Raw genomic sequence first — 20,961 nt, 5'->3', positions numbered from 1 at the left:
TAAGGAATAATGCAGATGAGCCAGAACGGCAGAAGAGATGATGACAAGCAGCGTGCCCGGACCGAAGGGATGTCCGGGGAACGGAGAATGAGGGTGCTTCTGGCGGAGGACGATCCCACCTCCCGCAAGGTCATGGGAATCATGCTGGAACGGCGCAATTTCGATGTCGAGGCCGCCTCTGACGGCTGCGAGGCGGTGGAGAAGTGGAATGCCGGCGGGTTCGACGTGGTGCTGATGGATGTGCAGATGCCGCGTCTCGACGGATTCAGAGCCACCGGCCTCATCCGCGAACTGGAAAAGGAGCGCGGGGGGCATACCCCCATCATAGCCATGACGGCCCATGCCATGAGGGGTGACGAGGAGTTGTGCCTCGCCGCCGGCATGGACAGCTACGTGTCCAAGCCCATCGACTTTGCCCGGCTCATGGAGCGCATCGGTCAGGTCTTGGTGGCAGAGGGCAAATGATCGAAACCCAGGAACTGGTGGACCGCCTTCCGCCCATGTCCTGCCCGCTATTCCCCATCATGTCTGGTTCCCTTTCCTCCGCTGCAGCCGTGCCAGCATCTTCCGGGCGCTGTCCGCCACCTCCGACGAGGGGTTCACTTCCAGGGACCGCTGCAGATGGCGCATTGCGGCATTCCGGTCGTTGGTCCTAAAGGCGATGACACCGGCGTGGTAAAGGATCTTCGCATCCAGGACGCCGACGGCCAGGGCCGTCTCAATTTGTCGGTGTGCCTCGGTTTGGTCGCCAGTGGCGGAGAGGGCCCAGGCGTAGGCATCGAGGGTGTGAACATCGCGGCGTCGGGCGATTTCGGCCCGGCCGATACGCAGCGCCTCGGCTGGCCTGCGGGCGTGGTCCGTGTAGTAGAAGATCAGCTCGCGGTTGGCGTTGTCGGCCCCATTCATCTCTTGCCGGGCCTTTTGCTCGAACTCCGCGAAGGCCGCCTTTGACTCCTTCAAGCTGCCGGCCAGCCCCAGCGCCTCAGCCAAATCGAAAAGGTTCTCCGGATGGGGAGCTGCCCGGTAACGCTGCCGCAGGAGTTCCACCGCCTCGGGGAAACGCTGCTGGGCTGAGCGCACCTTTGCCAGGTTGGCGAGGGCGTAGTGGTAGCCAGGGAAGAGGGCAAGGGCCCCGTCGAGGAGCTTTTCCGCCTCGTCCGTCTTCCCCGCTGAAAGCCTGAGGTGGGCCAGGTGGGTGAGGAGCCATGCCCGATCCTCTGTCTCGGTGGGCTGAGTCCGCCGGTAGGCGGTGTCCAGCAGTTCCACTGCCCCATCGATGTCGCCGAAGATCTCCCGCAGGTAGGCGGCTCGGGTGAGGCCGGGGATGTTTCCCGGCCGCAGGTCGAGCATCCACTGGGCCGCTTCTTCGGCCTCCTGGTAGTTGCCGAGCTCCGCGTTGGCGTCCACCAGGAAGCCGTAGACCATGAGATCGTCGGGTGCATAACGGTTGAGTTTCCGTGCCTCCTCAAGGGCCTGGGCGAACTCGTGCCTTCCGAGAAGGAGCCAGACCCCGGCCTTCCGTCCCTCGAAGTTGTTGGGTGCAATCCGGAACGATTCTTTGAGCGCCTCTCCGGCCCGGTCGTAGAAGGCCGTGTCCGAAGTCTCCCGGGCGCGACGGGCGAGGGAAATGGCCAGTTCGTTGTATGCCTGATGGTCCTTCGGGTTCGCCTCGATGGCCTTGCGCACCCAGGCGATCCGCTGCTCGGCCGGGGAGAATGCCGCCTCGCCGGCAATCACCGGCGAGGCCGAAAGAAACAGGAGTGCAGCGAGAACAATCGATCCCTTCATGGTCACCGTTACCCTTACTGTGGGCACGCCGCGCCCGCTCCCCCTGTGCACCCCGGCTCGCCCGGATCGATGTGCCGCCGGTCGCGGCCACTCGGGGCGTATCCCAGGTAGGGGAAGTCGTTGAGGTAGGGGACGTCGTTCACATTCACCCCGTCGCCGAGCCGGTTGTTGGGGAAGATGTTGAATGCTGGATTGAGCACGCCGGCCACGGCCCGCAGTGAGATGTCGGTCACATCATCGAAGACCCGGCGACCGTTGGGGTAGCCTGCCGGATCGCCGCTGAGGAGCCCGAGACGGTTGGCGCTTGCCGGCGGGGTGGCCGGAACGCCGGTGTTGAGCCTTAGCAAGTCCGCGATGGGACCCGGCGGGGTGCCTGATGCGGCGATGGGCGGCGCGTAGGTGACCAGCGGTAACAGATCGAGCCGTGGCGGGGTAGGGATTGCCACCGTGCCGTTTGTCAAGGCGTTGAGGATCCGGGCAAGGGTCGGATCGAGGAAAAACGGGTCGGCAAACTGTTTGTCGTTCTTGGGCTGGTCCATGCTGAACCGGTCTTTGAAGCCGCTCCCGACCAAAAGCTCATTGATCAACGCGTTCCCCATGCGCTGCACTTGGCGGAATGGGCCGACACTGAGTGCGGGCAGCGGTGAGCGGCGCACGGTGACGGACGGACGGGAGGTGGTGGCCCATACGCCGATGGTCGCCGCCTTGGAATCGGCAGGCTCCAGCTTTCCGGTGCGGGTCAGCATCTCGATCGGGACCTCGATGGCGATGGAGTTCACCGCGTATCCGGATACGGTGTCGCTCGTGAAGTTTTCGTTAGCCGCATCCTGAGTCGGGGTGAGAACGCCCCCCAGGCGGAGATTCAGGGTGTCGAAGGTCTCGCCCAGGGCGATCCAGAACGCATCGTCGGTGGTCCCGGCAAAGCTCTTTATGCCGTTTTCCAGGGTGTAGGTCCCCTTCTTGAACAGCTCGGTGTAATCCATGGTCCGGGGGCCGACGTTGGCCGGCACCACGAACAGGGGCTCGCCGCTGCTGTTCATGAGCTGGGTGTGCTTGAACTTTTTGACCATAGTGACCGTGTAACTCTGCCGCAGTCCCAGGCCGTCGTCGTCGAATGAATCGATCCGAGCGGGGACGACCGTGGTCCCCGGGCTAACAGGGGGAGGGGAGTTCGATGGGGCAACAGCGCCCCCCTCTATGCCCGCATAGACCTGGAAGAGGTTCGGCAGGCGCTGCTCGGTGGAGAAGCGGAACTGGAAGGTGACGTCAGCGACCGCGTCGTTGTTATTGTCCACCTTGATCTCGTAGAGGATCTCGGGGTCGAAGGGGAACCAGTTCGGGCCGTTGCCCGGCTCCAGGAGCGGGTCGACGCCCATGATCAGGGTGACTTTTGTCGGTTGCGTGTTGGGAGCCTGGTTCTGGGAGTAGCTCACGAAGGCGTAGACGTCGGTGATGTCGGCCTTGTGGTCCAGCGCCGTGATGGGGGCTTCTCGATGGTTTGCCCCGTGGCAGGGCGCCGCCACCAGGGCGGCAAAAAGTACTCCGAGAAGGGTGAGGTGTTTCATGGGAATCCTCCTTTCTCAGACGGTCCTTCCGTGAACCGTCGTCTGTTCGTGAGCAACGTGACGAGAGCCTTGCGGTTGGAGCGGATGGGGGTGACATACCACTCCAGGAAATGATGATTGCCAATGGTCGGAAACGGTAACAGTATTGTCGGAACTTCTTACAGTGGGGAGAGTGAGGAGCTGGTCCGCGAGCGAGCAAGAGTCGGGGTACCAATCGCGTGGCAACTCGTCACGGCAAGCGGAAACAGGGCTGAAGGGCTGGGCCGGTACGTGTTCGTCTGTTCCTGAGGCGAGCCGTCCATGGCGCACTCCCCGGCAATATGCAAATAATAACAATGTGTTGCATAATATGGGCCATTGCATAATATTTTGTAATCGTGTTGTTTTTTTGTTTGCCTGGTTCGGTTCTGTAAACCAAGCCGACACCCGGGCGCAGCGTACCGTGTTGCTATGCCACAGGAGGGGCGATGTCAGAGGGATGCCCTGTGGTTGGCTCTTCCCCAATCCGCCGTTTGTGTTTCTTCAGGTTGTCTCCCAAAAGCCCTACGATCTCCGTGGCCGCGTTGAGGATGTGCTCGGTGCCGAGGCCGGCCCGGGTCATTTCCCGGTAGAAGGTCTTGGCGGCGACCCGTGCAAGTCTCGACGGGTCCTGGTAGAACTCGGTCACCTTGCCCGCCACAAGGGTCTTGGTTTCCCGCGAGATGGCCATCTGGGCGAAGCGCGAGCGGAGCAGGTTCTGGAGCTGGACCACCTGGATTGATTTGCCCACCAGCAGCGCCACGAAGGAGGCCAGCGCCAGGTCTTCGCCGGTGAAGCAGCGGCTGTCCCGCGGATTGCTCAGGTTGATGACCCCCACCACCTTGGTGCCGATCAGGACCGGCACCGAGATGAAGCACTTGCTTACCCCCTCCGGCGTCCGCGCCAGCGGCAGGTAGGGGGAGCTGGTGATGTCCTCCACGAGGAGCGCCTGTCCCGTGGCCGCCACCCGTCCGGCGATGCCGTCGTTCACCTTCACGGCTTCGCGGAAAGCGTTTTCGGGGAGGTGGCCGGTCTTGGCGAAGACTCGCAGGCGGAAATCCCCTGCCTTGTCCCCTTCCCGGAAGAGCATGATGGAACAGTTCTCCACGTTGACGAGGTTCGCCGCCATGGCGGCAAAGTCGTTGAGGCTCTCGTCAAGGTCTTCCTGCTGTTCGAGAAACGTGGACATTCCCACGAGCTTCACAAAGAAACCGGAATCGGTCTGCATGGGCATTTTCACTCCCTGTCAGGGGTTGAGTCTCCAGGCACTCTCCTGCGGCGACGGCTCTGATGACGGTCAGCCGGTTACCGTCACGTCGACGCTCCCTTCCCAGTATCCGTGGAGGTTGCACCGCTCGTGGGCCACGAGGGTGATCTTCCCGGCGGGGGCTGCCTCCTTCGGGATCACGACGGTGAAGGTCACCTTCGGATTCAGGAAGCCGCGGGGCTGCATCTCGACCCGGCCGGCCGGCTCGTTCCCCACGTTCAGCTCGATGAACTCGATCCAGTGGGTCATGCCCATGGGGTGGACCACCTCGCCCACCGTCACCTCCACGGTGAACGGCTCACCTGACTTCACCTTGGCCGGCGCTTTGATGACCGGCACGTGCTTCTGCTCCAGGGGGCTCAGCTTTGCCGGGTCCTTCGCCCGGTTGATGGTGGCGAAGAGGCTCTGGTCGGCCTTGACGGGAAAGTACTTCTCGGCGGCTGCCGCCGCTTCGCGGGTGATCCCCGCGGCCATGGCCCCGAGGGTCGCCGTCTTCAGAAAGGTTCTTCTGTCCATGATTCCTCCCGTGGTATGTGTGCAGTTGTTGTCTTGAAAGTGTAAATCCCGGCCTGCGAAAGTCAATGCTGCATCGGGCTGCCATTCGGACCGGCGTTACCCGTGTCAACCCTATCGGCACCCGTGCGTTAATTGAGCAGAGAAGATGTGAAGCAAGGAGGAGCGGCTGGATTCTCCACAGACACTAAATCGATTTCTGGCGGACGTTGAGCGGCGGGCCTTCCGCATGGCGCGGCTTGCCACTTACGATGATGACGAGGCCCTCGACCTGGTGCAGGACGCCATGCTCGCCTTCGTGAGCCGCTACACCCACAAGCCCGAGGGGGAGTGGGCGCCGCTGTTCCACCGGACCCTCCAGAACCGCATCGTCGACTGGCACCGCCGCACGAGCGTCAGAAACCGGCTCCGGGCATGGTTTGGCGGTCGAGGGGATGACGGGGACGACGGCGATCCGCTGGAAAACGTGGCCGACACCTCTTCCCCCGACCCCGCGACGAGCCTTCTGCGCCGGAACCTGGGCGAGGCCATCGAGGGGGCGGTGCGCCGGCTTCCCCTCCGCCAGCGCCAGGCGTTTCTCCTGCGGGCCTGGGAAGGGCTCGACACGGCCCAGACGGCCTTTGCCATGGGATGTTCGGAGGGGAGCGTGAAGACCCATTATTCGCGCGCGGTTCACACGCTGCGCGACCTTCTTGAGGAGTACGGACCATGAGGCCTGAGGATCGGGACGAGCGGATGATAGAAGTCGTCAAAGGGCATCTGGACGCGGGCATCGACGCCCTGGACGACCGGACGGCTACGCGGCTTCGCGACATACGGCTCCATGCCGTTGAGACGGCCGAGGGGAAGAGGGGACGGTTCGGTTTCCCCCGCTGGATCGCGGTGGGTGGTTTGGCCACGGCTGCCGTAGCGGTCTTGGTCGTGGGCCTCTGGATGACCGAGCACCCGAGGGAAAGCACTGTGGCAACAGCCGATGACATCGAAATTGTCGCGTCACAGGAGCAGATGCAGCTCTATGAAGATCTTGAATTTTACCGCTGGCTGGCGACCCAGGAAAACGGCGGCTAGCGGGCCAGGGAAGAGGAGCGGGCGATGAGAAAACGGATTGCGTCGGTGACGGTCGCGTGGCTGCTGTTGGCCGCTTCCCTGGCCTGGGGGGAGCCCCCGGCCACGCCCTGGGAGCGGCTTACCCCGGAGGAGCGGCAGACCCTGAAACCCTTCGAGGGACGCTGGGAGTCCCTTCCTCCCGAGCGGCAGGAGCGGCTTCGCCGGGGAGCCGAGCGATGGCGGACCATGACGCCGGAGCAGCGCAAAGATGCCCGCGAGCGGTCCCGGCGGTGGCAGGAACTCCCGCCGGAGCAGCGGGAGCGGATCAGGAACCGGGCCGAGGAGTTCGGCAAGCTCCCCCCTGCCGAGCAGGAGAGGATTCGGCAGAAGTACCGCTGGTTCAAGGAACTCCCCCCCGAGGAACGGCGGGTGCTGCGTGAAAAGTGGCGCGGTCTGGACCGGGAGGAGCGGAACAAACTCCGGGAACGCTACCGGACCATGACGCCGGAGGAAAAGCGGGATTATCTGAATAAACCATAGAATTCATCACGGAACCCCGGCGCAGTGCTGCCGGGGTTTTTTTGAGAGTGCTTACTCGGGGAACACTATCCGTTTGCCGGCAAGGAAGTCGTCAGCGAGACGCGGATCGCAAAAACATCGCGTTACCGAACGGGCCAGTTCCCGGCCGGTGACGTCGAGCCCGGCCTTCTCCAGTGCCGCCGAGAGTCCGCGGAAGGTTTCCTCCATCAGAAATTTCTGGAAGATATTAACGACAATCGTCTCCTCCTCGTCGGAGCCTTGGGATGCGAGGGCGCGGCGGCACTGTTCGGGGTCGGTGGAGGAGAGGGCCCGGCAGGTGAGGGGTCGCACCGGGTGGATGGCGCACCACCCGCGCCCGTCGAGAAAGGGGCAGACCACGCCGGCCCTGATCCGTTCTTCTTCGTCCATCCAGCGCACCCGTGCCGCTGCTTCGGCGGTGCGGATTTTCACCAGTTCCAGTTCCGCGCTGCCGCACACCTCTTCAAGGTGGGCCGCGATGGCGATGGCCTCGGGGAGGAGCACCGTCACGTTCACGGTGCAGCAGGCGGCGCAGCCGGGTCCGCAGGCGATGAGTCCCTGTTCCTCCACTGACAGGCGGGCGGCCAATACCTCTTCCGCGTGTCCGGCCACCCGGGCCATGACGGTCCGGACTCCCTCTTTCCCACTCCCTTTGACCAGCCCTTGCGCCGCCAGGTCGGCAATTTCAACGTCATACGCCGCAAAATCGAACGGAATAACGGATTCGCTCGCTCCCATGGTATTCCCTCCTGTAACGGCAAGTGTAGGTCAAACTCGGTCGACGTCAATGGGGATGGAATTCCATGCCTGTCAAACGGGCGCCACTGCCCAGCGATGCGGCATCCCTGCTGCTGCGGGTAACATTGCTGAAGACGGGGCGTCCTCCTTTCGTGCCGGCCGGGGCAGTTTCGGAGGGAGGCGCACCGGATTCCACTTCCCTTGGCATGTGTCGTGTAGAACCGACTGCAGGCCCGGCAGAGAGGGCCACGCCAACTGTACGGAGGGATGATGCCATGGCAACAAACGATCTGATATCGGTTCTCGATGCGGCCAGAGAGGTGGGGAGCACCCACCTGCGGCTGCTGATGCTCATCAAGCAGGGAAAGCTCCCGGGAGAGATGCGCGACGGCCAATGGTTCGTCAGCAGGGACTCCCTGGCGGATTTCGCAGCCGTAGAGGGGGAGGCCCGTACGGCTCCACCCTGCGCCGCGTCGTGCAAGGCATCGTCCTGCGGCTGCCGGTAGTCCCCGTGACGTGCCGGTAGCGGGGAAGGGAAATCTGTGCCGTTGTGGGCCCCGCTCTGCTATACTTGCCGTCATGAATCGGCATCCCTTTTCAGGTCGCAAAGTCGCCCGCATCGCCCCGGGGGAGTCCCTGGTGTCGCGGGGCGACCTCGTCATAACCACTCTCCTGGGCTCCTGTGTGGCCGCCTGCCTCTTTGATGCCGAGCGGGGGGTCGCCGGCATGAACCATTTCATGCTGAGCAACCGCCGCTACGCCCATGATATGCCCTACAGCATCACCGAGGCGGGGCGTTACGGCATCCACTCCATGGAACTCCTCATCAACGCCTTGATGCGTCATGGCGCCCGGCGCGAGCAGATCCGCGCCAAGGTCTTCGGTGGGGCCTCTATCCTCACCAGTCGCGACGAGGTGGGAAACTTCTCCTGCGTAGGAAGCGTAAACTGCGACTTCATTCGCAATTTCCTCAAGAACGAAGGGGTACCCCTTCTGGCGGAGGATCTGGGAGGAGGTCTCGGCCGGGTCATCTACTTCGACACCCGGGATCACTCGGTCTACGTGCGGAAGATAAGGAAACGGCGCAGTGAAGTCATCGCCCGGCGGGACCAGGGGCACTGGCAGGAAACCGTCCGAACCCACGACGAGGAGACAGGGTCCGTGGATCTCTGGCTGCCGGAGTAACCAGCCGGACTTGTGATGATTTTTGTGTAAGGTTTTTCCGTCTATTCCGTCGGCAAAGCTTACAGAAATGAGTTTTTTGTTGCGGCAGATCGTTGCTATTCCCAGTAATTTTAGATTGTTATGCGCTGGCATGATGTGTGCTGCAAGCTCTTCTGAAAGAGCACTTGTAATGTGAGGAGGAACCATGTCTCTCAAATCATCTATGAATCGTGTAATGATGACCCTGCTGGCTGGGTTTCTGTTGTGGGCTGCGCCCGGGCAAGCTGCTCCCATTTCGACCGGAGAGTTGATCCTGAATGGGGGATTCCAGACTAGTGGCGGCGCCGTGTCGCTTGCATCGTGGACCCAGGGCGGGACCGTCAACGGCCGGTTGAGTACCAACACCATCAATACTTCCGGTGGAAATGCCGGGTTCAATAGCTTCTTCACTAGTGCCTTCGGGGTTCTTGGGGATAGTGCAGGAGTTATCGGCGGTGCCCCCGACAACGGTGGCATCCACAGCATCAGCCAATCCATTATCCTCCCCGCGTTGTGGGGTGGGTTTGCGATTGAGAGCTATGACCTGACAGTCAACTTCCGGACCGCCTTTGACGGCCGTGACGATAACACGACTTCGACCGTCGGCCCGCGTCCTGACTCGTTTTCTGCCAATTTGGGCGGGATTTCGCTCTTTACCCAAAGTTCCCTCAACTTTCCCAGTGGTGCTCCTTCAACAGGGAGTCCCAACAACCAACTGGTCAACGACTCTCTCACGGCTTTCCTGTTTGGCATGACGCCGGGATCTTACCTCCTGACTTTTACCCTCTTCGAAGACAACGGCACAGGTGTAAGAACCACCAACACTGCCGCAGGCATCGACAACGTTTCCATCACGGGCTTCGCAAACCCCACGCCCGTGCCGGAACCCGGAACCCTGTTGCTTCTGGGGGGCGGACTGGCCGCTCTGGCTCTCTTTGGTCGGCGTGCCGGCAGAAAGTAGTCCCCTCCGCACCAGTTGAAGAGAAAGCCCGACCGGACCCCTCCGGCCGGGCTTTCGTGCGTCTGGCGCCCTGAAATTTACTCGTTGCCCTTTGACAGGGCTCACCCCCGTTTTTTCCTTCCCCCTCTTGCGGGTTTTGTGGTACCCATGGGCCAATCACCATGATCAAACGACAGACGACCATCAACAGAATATTCAAACTGAGCGGCATCGGTCTCCATACAGGCCGGACCGTGTCCCTTGAGTTTCTCCCCCGACGGGAGTTCGGGATCGCCTTTGTCTTCGGGGGCCGCCTCATTCCGGCCCGCTACGACATGGTGGCGGATACCCGGCTTTCCACCCAGATTGCTGCCGAGGGGGCGTCGGTGGCTACCATCGAGCACCTGATGGCGGCATTCTACTACTCGGGGATCACCAACTGTCTCGTCTACATCGACGGTCCCGAGGTTCCGATCATGGACGGCTCGGCCTGGGAGTTCTACCACGAGATGTGGCGGGCAGGCGTCTACGAGTTTCCGGAGGCGGGGGTTTATCTCAAGGTGCTCCGTCCGGTGGAGGTAACGCATAATGACGCCTGGGTGCGGGTGAAGCCCCTGAACACCCTTGACATAACCATGGCCATCGAGTTTCGGCCACCGGTGGGGAAGCAGCGCAAGCGGGTCATGGACGTGGAGAACGCCGTTTCCATCATCAACTCGCGAACCTTCGTTCTCCACGAAGAGATCGAGGCGATCCGCAAGGCGGGCCTGGCCAAGGGGGGCACCCTGGACAACGCCGTGGTGATCGGCGGGGAGAGCATCATCAACCCCCATGGTCTGCGGTACAAGCAGGAGCTCGTGAATCACAAGATCCTGGACCTCATCGGCGACCTCTACACCTGTGGCTACCGGATGCTCGGCAAGGTGGAGGCGTACAAGACTGGCCACCACCTGAACAACCTGCTGCTGCGGGAGATCTTCTCCGATCCCGAAAACTACGCCATCTACTGAGGGGGACAGGCATGTCTCATTTGCGGTAGCCGGTGGATGGTATGGGGCGTTGACAGCATGGGCCGAATTCGGGAATTTCTTTGTAATGTTCGCAGAGTCAGGTAGTTAGTTCTTGCGGAGTGGTGTGGCACGCTAACTGCTTTTACCAGAATCAAGAAGCATTTATTTTGTTTTGTCTAGAAGGAGCACATCAATGAAAAACGTTCTGTCCAGCATTACCGCAGCCCTTGTCGCCGTTGCTTTCGCCGGTGCCGTTTTCGCTGCCGAGCCCGCTACTCAAGCCGCTCCCGCACTGCCTGCCGGTCATCCGCCGGTGAAGGTCGAGGAGAAGAAGCCCGTTGCCAAGAAGGTCAAGAAAACCAAGAAGGCAAAGAAGGCCGTGAAGAAGGAAGAAGCCACGCCCGCCGCAACTCCGGCTGTTCCGGCAGCTCCTGCTGCGAAGTAATCAGTCCCCTTTGGACACAAAAAAAGCCGCATCTTCGGATGCGGCTTTTTTTGTGTCCGTATTATGGTTTTAGGTAACATCAGAACGCTGGATGGTCCGGAGGTAAGCCGAGAAGGGCGAGCGCTTCGTTGACCATATCCTGGTGCGACACCCATTCCCGCGCCGCATCGAACCGGGTCCAGGTGGAGGTGCATGCGAAGCCGGCGGCCGGTTCCAGGGTCTGGCAGGCCCTGGGTCGTTCTGCGAAGGGGAGGGTGCAGCCGTCGTTTCCCAGAAGGACGCATTCCCCTGCGCCGGGGATGGCGAAGATGCTCCCCGCCGCCTTTTCGGCTCCCGTGGCTGGCCGGGGATAGAGGATGATCCGGTCGGGGTCGCCCTGTTCCCCCCTTTCCGGGGAATAGGGAATGCCGTAATGGCGGTCCAGGACCCATAGGCCCGAGGCCAGGAGGAGCGCCAGGGCCTCGGCGGGATTGGCCTCGGCAAGAAACCGCTCCGGTGACTCGATCCCCGGCCTGGTCCGGCAGCATTCGCCGCCGCAGGCGCGGCAGAGGGGGTAATCTTCATTGTTGGAGACGGAGATTTCATGCGACATGGGCTGTGGTTCTCTTTTTCCGCAAGGGGAGTCACCGCAGGATAGTTGAAATACTTCCTTTGAATCAAGATGAATTCGGCAGTCCACGGTGTCGCCAACAACCGTAATCAATTTCGAGCTCAAGATTTCCTGGTTTCTGACGATACATGGAACTGAAGATGTTCTTATGGCCATTTGGGTCATCAATACCAGGAAAGCAGGAGGGAAAAAATGAAGAAGTCACTGGTTGCGCTTGTGGGAACTGTTGTTGTGTGCCTTGCCCTGATTGTATCCGTTTCCGTTGCGCGGGCAAACGACAAAGAAGAAGCCGTGAAAATGGTTAAGGAGGCGGCGGCCTTTTACAATGCCAACGGCCTGGAAAAGGCCCTTGACGCGCTCAATGATCCCAAGGGGCCGTTTGTGAAGGGCCCGCTCTACGTGTTTGCCTTCGATGGGGGCGGCATTCTCCTTGCCAACGCGACAGCGCCCGACAAGGTAGGCCAGAATTTGCTGGACGTGCCCGATTCGAAAGGGAAGAAGTTCCGCAAGGAAATCGTCGAGCTGGTGAAAAAAGAGAAGTCGGGCTGGGTTGATTATACAATCATTAACCCCAAGACCAAGGCGGAAGAGCAGAAGACCTCCTATGTTGAGAGTGCAGGCGAGTTGATTCTCGGTTGCGGGATCTACAAGAAATAGGGGGCAATAATGAAAGCCAGGTCCTGGCTCTACACGAGCGCGGCCGTCATGTTGGGCGGCCTTGCCGTGATGGCGTTCGTCAGTGTTTACTCGATCTACGATATCCGCGGCATCATCGCCCAACTGACCGACCGCTCCACGCCCCTTCAGATCAAGACCACTGAGCTGCAACGTTCCATAGAGTCTCTTACCGGAGTGCTGCTCCGCCTTGGCGTTGCCACCGACAAGCGGGAAGTGGCGGAGTTGGCCGCTGCGGCCGACGATCGTCTAAAGGGCCTCAAGGAAGCCCTGGAGGGCATCAAGTCGCTTGATGCCCTCCAGGCAGGCTCCATAGACATTACGGTCATCGACAAGATCTATGAGGATGTGAAGAACGCCACCCAATCGCGCGTTGCCAGCCTTGGAAACTTTCAGGAGGAGTCGCGGAAAGTCCAGGCGGACATCCAGAATGTGGAGAGGGTTCTGGGAGGGGTGCGACGCGACATGCAGAACCTGACGGCGACAAGCTCCAAGATGGTCGCCAACTCGTTCACGTCGTCCACCCAGATGGTTGCCGCCGCCCAGCAGGTCAAAGATCTGGTCATCAAGCTGAAGGATTTGCAGGTGGTGCTGAAGGACCTTGAAGTGGCTAAGAGCACCCCCGAGATCCTGGCCAACAAATCGAAGATGAAGAGCACGGTGGCGGCGATTCAGGAGATCAACGTCAACGATGAATCGGTGGCTGCGGTCAAAAAGGCCGTCAACGACATCTACCAGCAGTTCACCCGTCCCGAAACCGGACTGCTCGCCCTGAAGCAGGCGGCATTGGCGGGAAAGGATACCGGCGGCAAATTCGCGGAAGAGAAGCGCCAGATCAGCAACGATCTGATGGAGCTTTCCATCAGCCTCAATACCGCGACGGCCCGCATCGAGAAGCGGGTCGAGCAGAACCGCAAGGATGTGGAAGGGGTGCTGGCTTCAAACCAGCGTATATCAGGCATCGATACGGCGGTAAATGGCATCAGTCTCGCCGCCGGGACCCTTGATGCCAAAGTTCGTTCGCTCATGCTGAGCGAGACGGCAAAGGAGGCCGAGGCTGCCGCTGCCGAGATCAGGTCGCTATTCAACCAGATTACCGGCAATGTGGCCGTCGCTCGCAAAGAACTGGCCCGGATCAAGCAGAACGCCGCGCTGAGGAACATCGACGCGGCCGCCGCGTCCATTCGGGGCGCGGGGTCATCCGTGGACAGGATCATTGCTGCCCAGCTCAAGATCATCGAGAGCAACGACAAGGCGAAGAAGGCCCTTGCCATGGTAAAAGACGCGGCGAACCGCGAACTGAAAACCGGCGAGGAACTGGTTCGGAGCACCGCCGCCGGACAGCAGCAGATGGTCGAAAAGACCAATGCCGCTGCCCACAAAATGACGGCAACCATCATCACCCTGTCTGTCATCATTGCCGTACTGTCGGCAATCCCCCTCTGGTACACCATCATCCGCATAACCAGATCCCTTTCCGGGGTGACAGCCATGGTCCGCGACATCGCCGAAGGCGAGGGGGATCTGACCAAGCGTCTCGACGAGAGCGGAAAGGACGAATTCGCCGAACTGGCCCACTGGTTCAACCAGTTTGTCGGCAAATTGCACACGACCGTCGTCACCATCTCATCAAGGGCGTTGGATGTATCGGCGGCCGCAGACGGACTGACAGGGCTATCGTCGAAAATGGTCTCAACCTCCGGCCAGCTGGCTCAGGAGGCCGATGGCATCGCCACGTCCAGCGAGCAAATGTCCGCCACTTCCGACGATATCGCCAACAACTGCCAGGTCGCGGCGGAAAATGCCGTCGGAGCCGCGCACCTCACATCCTCCGGCCGCAGCGTCATGGACAGCACCGTCTCCACCATGCGCAAGCTCGCCAACGAGGTCGGCGAGGCCTCTAACATCGTCAACAAGCTTGGCGCATCGACCGACCAGATTGCAGCCATCATAACCTCAATCGAGGACATCGCCGATCAGACCAACCTGCTGGCCCTCAACGCGGCAATAGAGGCTGCGCGGGCAGGCGACCAGGGGCGCGGATTTGCCGTTGTCGCCGATGAAGTGCGGGTGCTGGCGGAGCGCTGCTCCGAATCGGCCCATGAAATCAAGGATATCATCCGGTCTGTGCTGAATGAAACGGGTTCGGCCGTGCAGGCAATGCAGCGAAGCGTGGTTGAGGTCAAGTCCGGCGTGGGGGTAGCAGAAGGGGCGATGCAGGCCATGGACACGATCATCGCGAGGATCGACGCTGTTTCATCCCAGGTCAGCCAGATCGCGACCGCTTCGGAAGAACAGAGCGCAACCACCAACCACATCACTAAATCAATCGCCAGCATCAGTCATCTTGCGTCGGAGGATTCCGACAGTTCCCGGAATGTGGCCGAAGCTGCCGGACGGCTTGATGCTTTGTCAGAGGAGCTTTCCCTCCTCATGGGGCGGTTCAGGACCTGACCTGATGGTATGATAATGGATGTGAAAGGGGCGTCGCCATTCGTGCGACGCCCCTTTTGTGTGGTACGAGCCTTGTTGGGTTTCAGCTACAGACATGTATGGATAGCGGTGTACCCCGTCGGTCCCACCTTCGCTGAAAATTTTTCTGCTCTCATTCGTTTTCTTTGTTCAGGTCCCAGGCATGGTCGTTCTGGCTGTGGTTGACCGCCCGGTCGCTGGCCAGCAGCTGTTCCTGCAGCCGTATCTGCTCCTTGGCATTGGAGATATAGCTGGATTCGTCATGGCGGTGGGGAGCAAGCTTGTGCATCGCCGCCTCGTCATACTTCAGGAAGTCCTGGCTGGCCCGTGTCGCGCTGAACCGCCGGTACCCCAGGCTCGACAGGACATCCACCCCCGCCCGAACGGACGTGTCGAGAAAATCCCGATAGATATGGTGTACCCCGAGATCCAGGAGTTCGTGGGCATCGAGGTTGGTGCCGGCGCGGGCCATGATCCGCAGGTGGGGGAAGTGCTTGTTCACCGTTTCCACCAGCTTGCTGACGGTCGCGGGGTTGTCTATGGCAATGAACAGGATGCGGGCGCTGCCGGCCCCAGCCGAGTGGAGGATATCCAGCCGGGTTGCATCCCCGTAAAAGACCTTGAAGCCCATCCTGCGCAGCAGGTCCACCTGATCGGAGTCATTGTCCAGGATGGTGGCCTCGACGCCGTTTGCGCGGAGAAACCGCCCCAGGGTGCTGCCGAAGGAGCTGAACCCGGCGATGATGACCGGGTGCTCCGTGTCGATGAGGTCGGACTCCTTTTCCTCCCGCTCCAGGGTGCCGAACCGTGGCAGGACCATCCGTTCGTTCAAGAGGAGCAGCAGCGGGGTCATGGTCATGCTGATGGCGGTGACCGCCATGAGCGTGTCGGTCCAGTCGTTCCCGATGATCCCCAGGCGGTTGATGAAGGCGAACAGGACAAAGGCGAACTCCCCCACCTGGGAGAGGCCGATGGCGAAAATGGTGTTCTGGTCGAAGGAGAGCCGGAACAGCCTTCCCGCGGCGATCAGAACTGCGGCCTTGATCATGATCACGGCCATGACCAGGGAGAAGATGGTCCCCGGGCTGTCGGCCAGGAGCCTGAAATTGATCGACGCCCCCACCGCAATGAAGAAGAGGCCCAGGAGCAGCCCCTTGAAGGGCTCGATATCGCTTTCCAGCTCATGGCGGAACTCGCTGTTGGCCAGGAGTACTCCGGCCAGGAAGGCCCCCAGGGCCGGACTGAGGCCCACCAGCTTCATGAGGAACGCGATGGCAACGATGATCAGCAGCGCCGCGGCAACGGAGAGCTCGCGAACGCTCGCCTTGGTGATGATGCGGAGAAACGGAACCACCACATAGCGCCCCATGACAAAGACCGCCACCACAGCAAAGAGGACCGACCCGGCCTTCATCCAGACGGGCAGGCCGTCCAGCAGCGCCGGGGCATCGCCGTGGGCCGCTCCCGCGCCGGCCTGGATGGCGAGAAACGGCAGCAGGGCCAGGATCGGGATGACGGCGATGTCCTGAAACAGCAGCACGGCAAAAGAGCTGGCCCCGGCGTGGGAACTTCCCAGCCCCTTTTCCTTGAGGGACTGGAGCACGATGGCCGTTGACGACATGGACAGGGCCAGCCCCGCGGCAACGGCCCCCCGCCAGCCGAGGCCCAGCAGCAGGAGGCCGGCCGTCAGGGCGAGGGTCGTCAGGGCCAGCTGTAGCGACCCAAGCCCCAGGATGCTGGAGCGCATCCTCCAGAAATGGGCCGGCTCCAGTTCGAGCCCGATCAGGAAGAGCATCATCACCACGCCGAATTCGGCGAAGTGCATGATGTCCTCCCCCTCGTGCCCCACAAAGCCCAGGCAGAAGGGGCCGATCAGAATGCCGGCCAGCAGGTAGCCCAGCACGGAGCCCATCCCCAGGCGCTTGGCGACCGGCACGCAGAACAGGGCCGCTGCAAGGTAGACGGCGGCTTGGCCGAGCATGGTGTCGGTCATGGCTTCACCCGCCTGTTCACGTCCGCAATCCAGTCATTGAGAAATTCGTACCCCGTGATCGTCTCCAGGGGCGGGGACTGCGCCAGTTCCTGCAAAACCTGCCGGTACTGGTCGGCATGGTCCGCCAGCATGGCATCCGTCAGGCGGTAGGTCCCCTGCACCACGAAGGGGGGAAGCCAAGTCATCCGGCAGAGGTGGGCCGTCTGCTCCAGCGGAAGGAGGAGTTCAGCGATGGTATGGCGGTTGAAGCCGCCGGGGGAGTAGCTCTCCCGGGTGCCGCCGGTGGTGATGGTGTTGAAAATAAGCTTGTTTTCGAGGTTGTTCCCCTTTTCGCCGTGGGCCCAGCCATGTTCCAGCACCAGGTCCATCCACTGCTTGATCATGGCCGGCGCGCCATAGAGGTAGAAGGGGTAGTGCCAGACGATGATTTGATGTGCCAGCAGCAGTTCCCTTTCACGGGCAACGTCGACATTGAAATCGGGATACTGCTCGTAGAGATCGTGGATGGTGATGCCTTCCAGGTCGTGAAGGCCGGTCAGCAGGGCCCGGTTGGCCCGTGACTTTTCGTAGCGGGGATGGGCGAAGAGAATCAGCGCGTTTTTCATGGTGCAAGGTATAGGCAAATGCCTATGGGATGTCAAGGCATGGGATGGCGGCGCCCCTTTTCATTTCAAGCAGCCCGTCCCATCTCCTCCCGAATTACCTTGCGAAGCTAAACGTTTATGCCGATGTGACGACCATCAGCCAGTTCAACATCCAGTGACAGTTTGCCGCCAAGTGCCTCAATGTAACGCTTGAGAGAAGAAATTTTAACCTCATGGCCACGCTTTTCCAGATTGGCTACGGAGGGTTGTGATATTCCAAGCGCTACCGCTAGATCATGCTGCGACATCTCAACCGTTTGACGTAACTGGGCAAGGCGGAGTTCAAAAACTTCCTGATCCGCCTTGTCCCGCGCTGCTGCGACTACAGTTGGGTCTACTTTTTTTATTAACTCCGAAAGTTGCTTTGCCATAACTCACTCCAGTTCTTGCAGATAGTTCAGAAATTCACGCTCTGCGATTGGGACCATGGTTTCGTAGAATTGCTTGTTTCCGGTTTTGTCTCCGCCACACAGCATCACCGCCTGGCGGAGAGGATCAAAGGCGAAAAATACCCGGTATGGTTTACCTTTGTGTTGCACGCGGAGTTCTTTCAGGTTCTTTACCTTGCCAGTGCCTTTGAGACTATCAACGTGTGGCCTGCCCAACGTCGGGCCGAATTGCTCAAGAACAAATATGGCGGCCAATACATCTTGTTGTTCCGAGGCATCCAGGCTCAGAAACCAATCATCGAAGTATTCAACGGTTACAATTTTCCACACCATATTTCATTCATTCCTTCATCTTAAAATATCCTGCAGGCTATATAATGTCAAGGCTATATTTGCGGAGAAAATTCAGTATTTACCGGTGGTTATATAGATGACGGCGGCGGGATAACGCAAGGCTGACCGGCCAGTTCGCGGGCCGGTCCAGCCGTGAGTTGGGAAACAATTCCGATATTCCTTACTTTTTCTTGTTATTCAAGTTAATCACTATTTTGTTCAGAGTTTTTATAATCATATGTTTTATGGCAACATCTTTTTCCTTAGAAAGAATTTTGATCAAACCATCTCGTGCTATTTCATGAGAAAAGTGAGCTAATTGTTGTAAGGCTGTTATTCGTGTTTGTAGGTCATTTGCTTTTTCTGAAGATTTAAGAGCATTGGTTATATACTGCATATCAAGTTTATCTTCAGCCTCAGCATTGAATATTGTCTCAAACTCTTTTTTAATTATGACAGATACTATTTTCTTCCTGATAGCTTTAAGCTTGTCGTCTAACAGCTTTTTTAGAAAAAGTAGCCATAGGCCAATACAAATAGCAATAGGTACGAGTACGTATATTATAGTTAAACGAATAAATTCAACTAAAGTAATGTGAAATAGTTCGTAGACCAATTTATTCATTGAATACTCCATTGCATAAATTGTCATATGACTACAGTTGATTATAACCTAATACAGAGTAAACTTCTTCTTTGAGATGGCTTGGCAAATATGCGCCTTTTCTTAATATTTTAGATACATTTAGTTTTAAAATAGATGACAATATTTCATCATCGTCGACTACAGTCAAAACTATTACTGGTGTAGTCAAATTCAACTCTTCTCTTATGTTACGCAGAACATCACAGCCGACATACTCGGCAAAAGGTTCAGACACTCCTTGTGGAATAATTATGTCTAAAATTATTAAATCTATCTTTTGATTACTTGTAAGTATGGTAAGTGCTTCTATTTTGTCTTTTGCTACTATTATTGTATTACCGTCTTTCTTTAATGGCCTTACCAATCCGCCAATCTTATCAGATTCGTCTTCTATCCACAAAATATTAAACATAGCTATTCCTCCTTTAGTATTTGTAGACTTTGTTAAATTGGAAGGTAAATCTTTACCGTTGTCTTGTATGGACCACCTTTAGGCTCACTGAATATTTCAATTTTCCCATTATGCCTATCTATAATTTTTTTGACTTCTGGGAGCCCCATACCTGATCCTGTACGACTCCTATCTGCTGACAACTCACCACGATAACCATCTTCAAAAATCTTACCTGAAGCTATTTCATGTGGCAGAATTCCAAGTCCGTAGTTGCTAATTGTGATGCAATAAAAATTCTCAACATATTCACCAACAATACCTATATATCGTTCTGTATTAGGTCCGCTAGAGTATGAGTACTTTACAGCATTATGAATTATGTTAGTAATAGCTCTTTGCAAATAGTCGAATGACATATCCAATATTGGCATTTTCTTATGATCTTTTAAAATAGGAGATTTTATAACAACACCCTTTTTATTAGCTTCTTTTTGATATAAATCTATTGGTACCATTAAACATTTATACAAACTATGTTTAGTAAAATGATATTTTTGTTCTTTAGTTTCAATTAGTGATCCACGCATATTCTCAGCAATTACTGCCAACTTTCGCATTTCTTGTAGCACATCATTTGCCATTTCTTTAAGTTCAGTCTCTGACACTTCATTATAGAGATTTTCAGCATCTGCCACTATTGACTGTATTGGCAGCAAAAACTCATGTGCTAGATTTTGAATTTTTGACCTCCTCAAACTTTCATGCTCAGTTGATTTTTGCAACAAAGTAAAAATATGGCCCTGAACGCGGGTAAGATTATATAATAGTTTTTCATTGAATTCTTTTTTATCCACAGCATGTGTTCTCTCAAAAAGCATCATTGTCATACGTGCTTTTTCTGGATCAATTGTGTCCAAATATTTACTTAATGTCCTTCTTGACAAGCTGTCGTGCGTCGGATCCTTTGACCTCCTTTGGCCACTTATAAGGGTTCCTATCAACTGGCCATTAATTTTTATAGGCAGTGCTAAATTCCACAACCCAAGATGGCACATTTCAGGTGTGCCCTTAGCTTCCTGGCACCTCTTAACATGGTCTTTGTAGCATTCGTCATTAATTGCAACGGCGTCATTTGCATGTAGGGATGAACATAAAGGAGAAAATTGTCGTGGTTTTGACCATATGAATTCCTGCGTTGAGCAAAGATACAGCGCGACAGGGAGCCCTGTGGTCTCCGTATACAAATTTAATAACATCTCTACGATTTCCGTATGAAATTGAGGGCTTTGATTTTTTGCCATAACTTTAACCTCTCATTTAATTTGCCACATCTTAAGGCTGACCGGCCTGCGGCCGGTCTTGCCGGCTGTTGAACGTGAGGTTACAGACTTTCCTGACTCACCTGCACATCAGTGATAACGCCACTATCGGTATGAGGGAGGCTCATCTGCTTGATTCGCGGAATGTGGTCGTAGACCTCCACTACCTCATAACCGATATTGGAATAGATTCCTGTCTGGAGATCTTTCGTCTGCTTTATCGCTAGTTTCGCATTGAGAATGTCCCCTGGTGCGTTGAGTGGACCCTATAGTCAAGACAATAAACCGTCGAGTTTAAGGTGGTGCCCGGTCGCGCAGCTGACCGGCGCTGCCCCAGTTTTGAGCGTGGTTTTACGCTCAACAAATTTGTCCACGATTCTTGCTCCGCCGCCGC

Annotated in this window: 24 protein-coding genes; 11 read left to right on the top strand and 13 right to left on the bottom strand. The window is 57.8% G+C overall.

From position 1 onward, the window contains the following. The first annotated feature begins 15 nt into the window (after positions 1-15). Entirely contained in the window at positions 16-465 is a 450-nt protein-coding gene (locus tag RCH91_RS16205) for a response regulator (protein ID WP_306536024.1), read from the top strand. A gap of 57 nt (positions 466-522) precedes the next feature. Here RCH91_RS16205 and RCH91_RS16200 read toward each other — a convergent pair whose 3' ends face one another. The 4 genes from RCH91_RS16200 to RCH91_RS16185 all read right to left on the bottom strand — a co-directional run bounded on the left by RCH91_RS16200 (position 523) and on the right by RCH91_RS16185 (position 5,154). Next, a complete protein-coding gene (locus RCH91_RS16200) occupies positions 523-1,815 on the bottom strand; it encodes a tetratricopeptide repeat protein (RefSeq protein WP_306536023.1) in 1,293 nt (430 codons plus the stop codon). After that, a complete protein-coding gene (locus tag RCH91_RS16195; RefSeq protein ID WP_306536022.1) occupies positions 1,803-3,353 on the bottom strand; it encodes a DUF4331 domain-containing protein in 1,551 nt (516 codons plus the stop codon). The genes RCH91_RS16200 and RCH91_RS16195 overlap by 13 nt, the downstream gene beginning before the upstream one ends. 448 nt (positions 3,354-3,801) lie before the next feature. Next, positions 3,802-4,605, bottom strand: coding sequence for a GAF domain-containing protein (locus RCH91_RS16190; RefSeq protein ID WP_306536021.1), 804 nt, complete (start codon positions 4,603-4,605; stop codon positions 3,802-3,804). A 63-nt stretch (positions 4,606-4,668) separates the two neighbouring features. Next, complete coding sequence (locus RCH91_RS16185) at positions 4,669-5,154, bottom strand: class II SORL domain-containing protein (RefSeq protein WP_306536020.1); 486 nt, start codon at positions 5,152-5,154, stop codon at positions 4,669-4,671. Positions 5,155-5,320: 166 nt separating this feature from the next. On the opposite strand from RCH91_RS16185, the gene RCH91_RS16180 reads away from it, so the two are divergent. The 3 genes from RCH91_RS16180 to RCH91_RS16170 are packed head-to-tail and all read left to right on the top strand — an operon-like array spanning position 5,321 to position 6,738. Next, positions 5,321-5,863, top strand: coding sequence for an RNA polymerase sigma factor (locus tag RCH91_RS16180; RefSeq protein ID WP_306536055.1), 543 nt, complete (start codon positions 5,321-5,323; stop codon positions 5,861-5,863). Beyond that, on the top strand, positions 5,860-6,219 hold the full coding sequence (locus RCH91_RS16175) for a hypothetical protein (RefSeq protein ID WP_306536019.1): 360 nt from the start codon (positions 5,860-5,862) through the stop codon (positions 6,217-6,219). Before RCH91_RS16180 ends, RCH91_RS16175 begins: the two co-directional genes overlap by 4 nt. A gap of 24 nt (positions 6,220-6,243) precedes the next feature. Next, on the top strand, positions 6,244-6,738 hold the full coding sequence (locus RCH91_RS16170) for a DUF3106 domain-containing protein (protein ID WP_306536018.1): 495 nt from the start codon (positions 6,244-6,246) through the stop codon (positions 6,736-6,738). 51 nt (positions 6,739-6,789) lie between these two features. Here RCH91_RS16170 and RCH91_RS16165 read toward each other — a convergent pair whose 3' ends face one another. Then, a complete protein-coding gene (locus tag RCH91_RS16165; protein WP_306536017.1) occupies positions 6,790-7,494 on the bottom strand; it encodes a YkgJ family cysteine cluster protein in 705 nt (234 codons plus the stop codon). 275 nt (positions 7,495-7,769) lie between these two features. Here RCH91_RS16165 and RCH91_RS16160 point away from each other — a divergent pair, with 275 nt between their 5' ends. The 5 genes from RCH91_RS16160 (at position 7,770) to RCH91_RS16140 (ending at position 11,092) form a co-directional block, all read left to right on the top strand. Further along, a complete protein-coding gene (locus RCH91_RS16160) occupies positions 7,770-8,000 on the top strand; it encodes a hypothetical protein (RefSeq protein ID WP_306536016.1) in 231 nt (76 codons plus the stop codon). 133 nt (positions 8,001-8,133) lie between these two features. Continuing rightward, positions 8,134-8,679: a chemotaxis protein CheD gene (locus RCH91_RS16155; RefSeq protein ID WP_306536015.1), complete on the top strand. Its 546-nt coding sequence runs from the start codon at positions 8,134-8,136 to the stop codon at positions 8,677-8,679. A gap of 184 nt (positions 8,680-8,863) precedes the next feature. Then, on the top strand, positions 8,864-9,658 hold the full coding sequence (locus tag RCH91_RS16150; protein ID WP_306536014.1) for a PEP-CTERM sorting domain-containing protein: 795 nt from the start codon (positions 8,864-8,866) through the stop codon (positions 9,656-9,658). Between the two features lie 161 nt (positions 9,659-9,819). Next, positions 9,820-10,647 (top strand): UDP-3-O-acyl-N-acetylglucosamine deacetylase, encoded by an 828-nt coding sequence (lpxC, locus tag RCH91_RS16145; RefSeq protein ID WP_306536013.1) that lies wholly within the window; start codon positions 9,820-9,822, stop codon positions 10,645-10,647. A 193-nt stretch (positions 10,648-10,840) separates the two neighbouring features. Then, positions 10,841-11,092: a hypothetical protein gene (locus RCH91_RS16140; RefSeq protein ID WP_306536012.1), complete on the top strand. Its 252-nt coding sequence runs from the start codon at positions 10,841-10,843 to the stop codon at positions 11,090-11,092. A gap of 79 nt (positions 11,093-11,171) precedes the next feature. Here the strand turns inward: RCH91_RS16140 and RCH91_RS16135 are convergent, their stop codons facing one another. Continuing rightward, on the bottom strand, positions 11,172-11,684 hold the full coding sequence (locus RCH91_RS16135; protein ID WP_306536011.1) for a hypothetical protein: 513 nt from the start codon (positions 11,682-11,684) through the stop codon (positions 11,172-11,174). A gap of 210 nt (positions 11,685-11,894) precedes the next feature. Between RCH91_RS16135 and RCH91_RS16130 the strand changes: the two genes are divergently transcribed. Together RCH91_RS16130 and RCH91_RS16125 are read left to right on the top strand one after the other, a co-directional pair. Next, positions 11,895-12,359 (top strand): cache domain-containing protein, encoded by a 465-nt coding sequence (locus RCH91_RS16130; protein WP_306536010.1) that lies wholly within the window; start codon positions 11,895-11,897, stop codon positions 12,357-12,359. Between the two features lie 9 nt (positions 12,360-12,368). After that, positions 12,369-14,831 (top strand): methyl-accepting chemotaxis protein, encoded by a 2,463-nt coding sequence (locus RCH91_RS16125; protein WP_306536009.1) that lies wholly within the window; start codon positions 12,369-12,371, stop codon positions 14,829-14,831. Between the two features lie 151 nt (positions 14,832-14,982). On the opposite strand, the gene RCH91_RS16120 is transcribed toward RCH91_RS16125, so the two are convergent. The 7 genes from RCH91_RS16120 to RCH91_RS16090 form a co-directional block, all read right to left on the bottom strand. After that, on the bottom strand, positions 14,983-16,842 hold the full coding sequence (locus RCH91_RS16120; protein ID WP_306536008.1) for a monovalent cation:proton antiporter-2 (CPA2) family protein: 1,860 nt from the start codon (positions 16,840-16,842) through the stop codon (positions 14,983-14,985). After that, entirely contained in the window at positions 16,839-17,447 is a 609-nt protein-coding gene (locus RCH91_RS16115) for an NAD(P)H-dependent oxidoreductase (RefSeq protein ID WP_306536007.1), read from the bottom strand. The genes RCH91_RS16120 and RCH91_RS16115 overlap by 4 nt, the downstream gene beginning before the upstream one ends. Positions 17,448-17,554: 107 nt before the next feature. Further along, complete coding sequence (locus RCH91_RS16110; RefSeq protein WP_306536006.1) at positions 17,555-17,857, bottom strand: helix-turn-helix domain-containing protein; 303 nt, start codon at positions 17,855-17,857, stop codon at positions 17,555-17,557. A gap of 3 nt (positions 17,858-17,860) precedes the next feature. After that, on the bottom strand, positions 17,861-18,205 hold the full coding sequence (locus RCH91_RS16105) for a type II toxin-antitoxin system RelE/ParE family toxin (protein ID WP_373694405.1): 345 nt from the start codon (positions 18,203-18,205) through the stop codon (positions 17,861-17,863). A 184-nt stretch (positions 18,206-18,389) separates the two neighbouring features. Continuing rightward, positions 18,390-18,833, bottom strand: a complete 444-nt coding sequence (locus RCH91_RS16100) for a hypothetical protein (protein ID WP_306536004.1) — start codon at positions 18,831-18,833, stop codon at positions 18,390-18,392. A 31-nt stretch (positions 18,834-18,864) separates the two neighbouring features. Beyond that, entirely contained in the window at positions 18,865-19,266 is a 402-nt protein-coding gene (locus tag RCH91_RS16095; RefSeq protein ID WP_306536003.1) for a response regulator, read from the bottom strand. 32 nt (positions 19,267-19,298) lie between these two features. Then, entirely contained in the window at positions 19,299-20,549 is a 1,251-nt protein-coding gene (locus tag RCH91_RS16090) for an ATP-binding protein (RefSeq protein ID WP_306536002.1), read from the bottom strand. Between the last annotated feature and the right edge of the window lie 412 nt (positions 20,550-20,961).

Source organism: Geobacter sp. (assembly GCF_030834625.1).
Lineage (GTDB): Bacteria > Desulfobacterota > Desulfuromonadia > Geobacterales > Geobacteraceae > Geobacter.
This window is presented reverse-complemented; position numbering and strand designations above follow the sequence as displayed.

What these genes read in the sequence shown, in the direction of transcription:
- RCH91_RS16135 (WP_306536011.1), bottom strand. Translation starts at nt 11,684, where the DNA reads ATGTCGCATGAAATCTCCGTCTCCAACAATGAAGATTACCCCCTCTGC.
- RCH91_RS16130 (WP_306536010.1), top strand. Translation starts at nt 11,895, where the DNA reads ATGAAGAAGTCACTGGTTGCGCTTGTGGGAACTGTTGTTGTGTGCCTT.
- RCH91_RS16120 (WP_306536008.1), bottom strand. Translation starts at nt 16,842, where the DNA reads ATGACCGACACCATGCTCGGCCAAGCCGCCGTCTACCTTGCAGCGGCC.
- RCH91_RS16175 (WP_306536019.1), top strand. Translation starts at nt 5,860, where the DNA reads ATGAGGCCTGAGGATCGGGACGAGCGGATGATAGAAGTCGTCAAAGGG.
- RCH91_RS16170 (WP_306536018.1), top strand. Translation starts at nt 6,244, where the DNA reads ATGAGAAAACGGATTGCGTCGGTGACGGTCGCGTGGCTGCTGTTGGCC.
- lpxC (WP_306536013.1), top strand. Translation starts at nt 9,820, where the DNA reads ATGATCAAACGACAGACGACCATCAACAGAATATTCAAACTGAGCGGC.
- RCH91_RS16095 (WP_306536003.1), bottom strand. Translation starts at nt 19,266, where the DNA reads ATGTTTAATATTTTGTGGATAGAAGACGAATCTGATAAGATTGGCGGA.
- RCH91_RS16205 (WP_306536024.1), top strand. Translation starts at nt 16, where the DNA reads ATGAGCCAGAACGGCAGAAGAGATGATGACAAGCAGCGTGCCCGGACC.
- RCH91_RS16165 (WP_306536017.1), bottom strand. Translation starts at nt 7,494, where the DNA reads ATGGGAGCGAGCGAATCCGTTATTCCGTTCGATTTTGCGGCGTATGAC.
- RCH91_RS16140 (WP_306536012.1), top strand. Translation starts at nt 10,841, where the DNA reads ATGAAAAACGTTCTGTCCAGCATTACCGCAGCCCTTGTCGCCGTTGCT.
- RCH91_RS16090 (WP_306536002.1), bottom strand. Translation starts at nt 20,549, where the DNA reads ATGGCAAAAAATCAAAGCCCTCAATTTCATACGGAAATCGTAGAGATG.
- RCH91_RS16100 (WP_306536004.1), bottom strand. Translation starts at nt 18,833, where the DNA reads ATGAATAAATTGGTCTACGAACTATTTCACATTACTTTAGTTGAATTT.
- RCH91_RS16150 (WP_306536014.1), top strand. Translation starts at nt 8,864, where the DNA reads ATGTCTCTCAAATCATCTATGAATCGTGTAATGATGACCCTGCTGGCT.
- RCH91_RS16115 (WP_306536007.1), bottom strand. Translation starts at nt 17,447, where the DNA reads ATGAAAAACGCGCTGATTCTCTTCGCCCATCCCCGCTACGAAAAGTCA.
- RCH91_RS16160 (WP_306536016.1), top strand. Translation starts at nt 7,770, where the DNA reads ATGGCAACAAACGATCTGATATCGGTTCTCGATGCGGCCAGAGAGGTG.
- RCH91_RS16125 (WP_306536009.1), top strand. Translation starts at nt 12,369, where the DNA reads ATGAAAGCCAGGTCCTGGCTCTACACGAGCGCGGCCGTCATGTTGGGC.
- RCH91_RS16190 (WP_306536021.1), bottom strand. Translation starts at nt 4,605, where the DNA reads ATGCCCATGCAGACCGATTCCGGTTTCTTTGTGAAGCTCGTGGGAATG.
- RCH91_RS16110 (WP_306536006.1), bottom strand. Translation starts at nt 17,857, where the DNA reads ATGGCAAAGCAACTTTCGGAGTTAATAAAAAAAGTAGACCCAACTGTA.
- RCH91_RS16185 (WP_306536020.1), bottom strand. Translation starts at nt 5,154, where the DNA reads ATGGACAGAAGAACCTTTCTGAAGACGGCGACCCTCGGGGCCATGGCC.
- RCH91_RS16195 (WP_306536022.1), bottom strand. Translation starts at nt 3,353, where the DNA reads ATGAAACACCTCACCCTTCTCGGAGTACTTTTTGCCGCCCTGGTGGCG.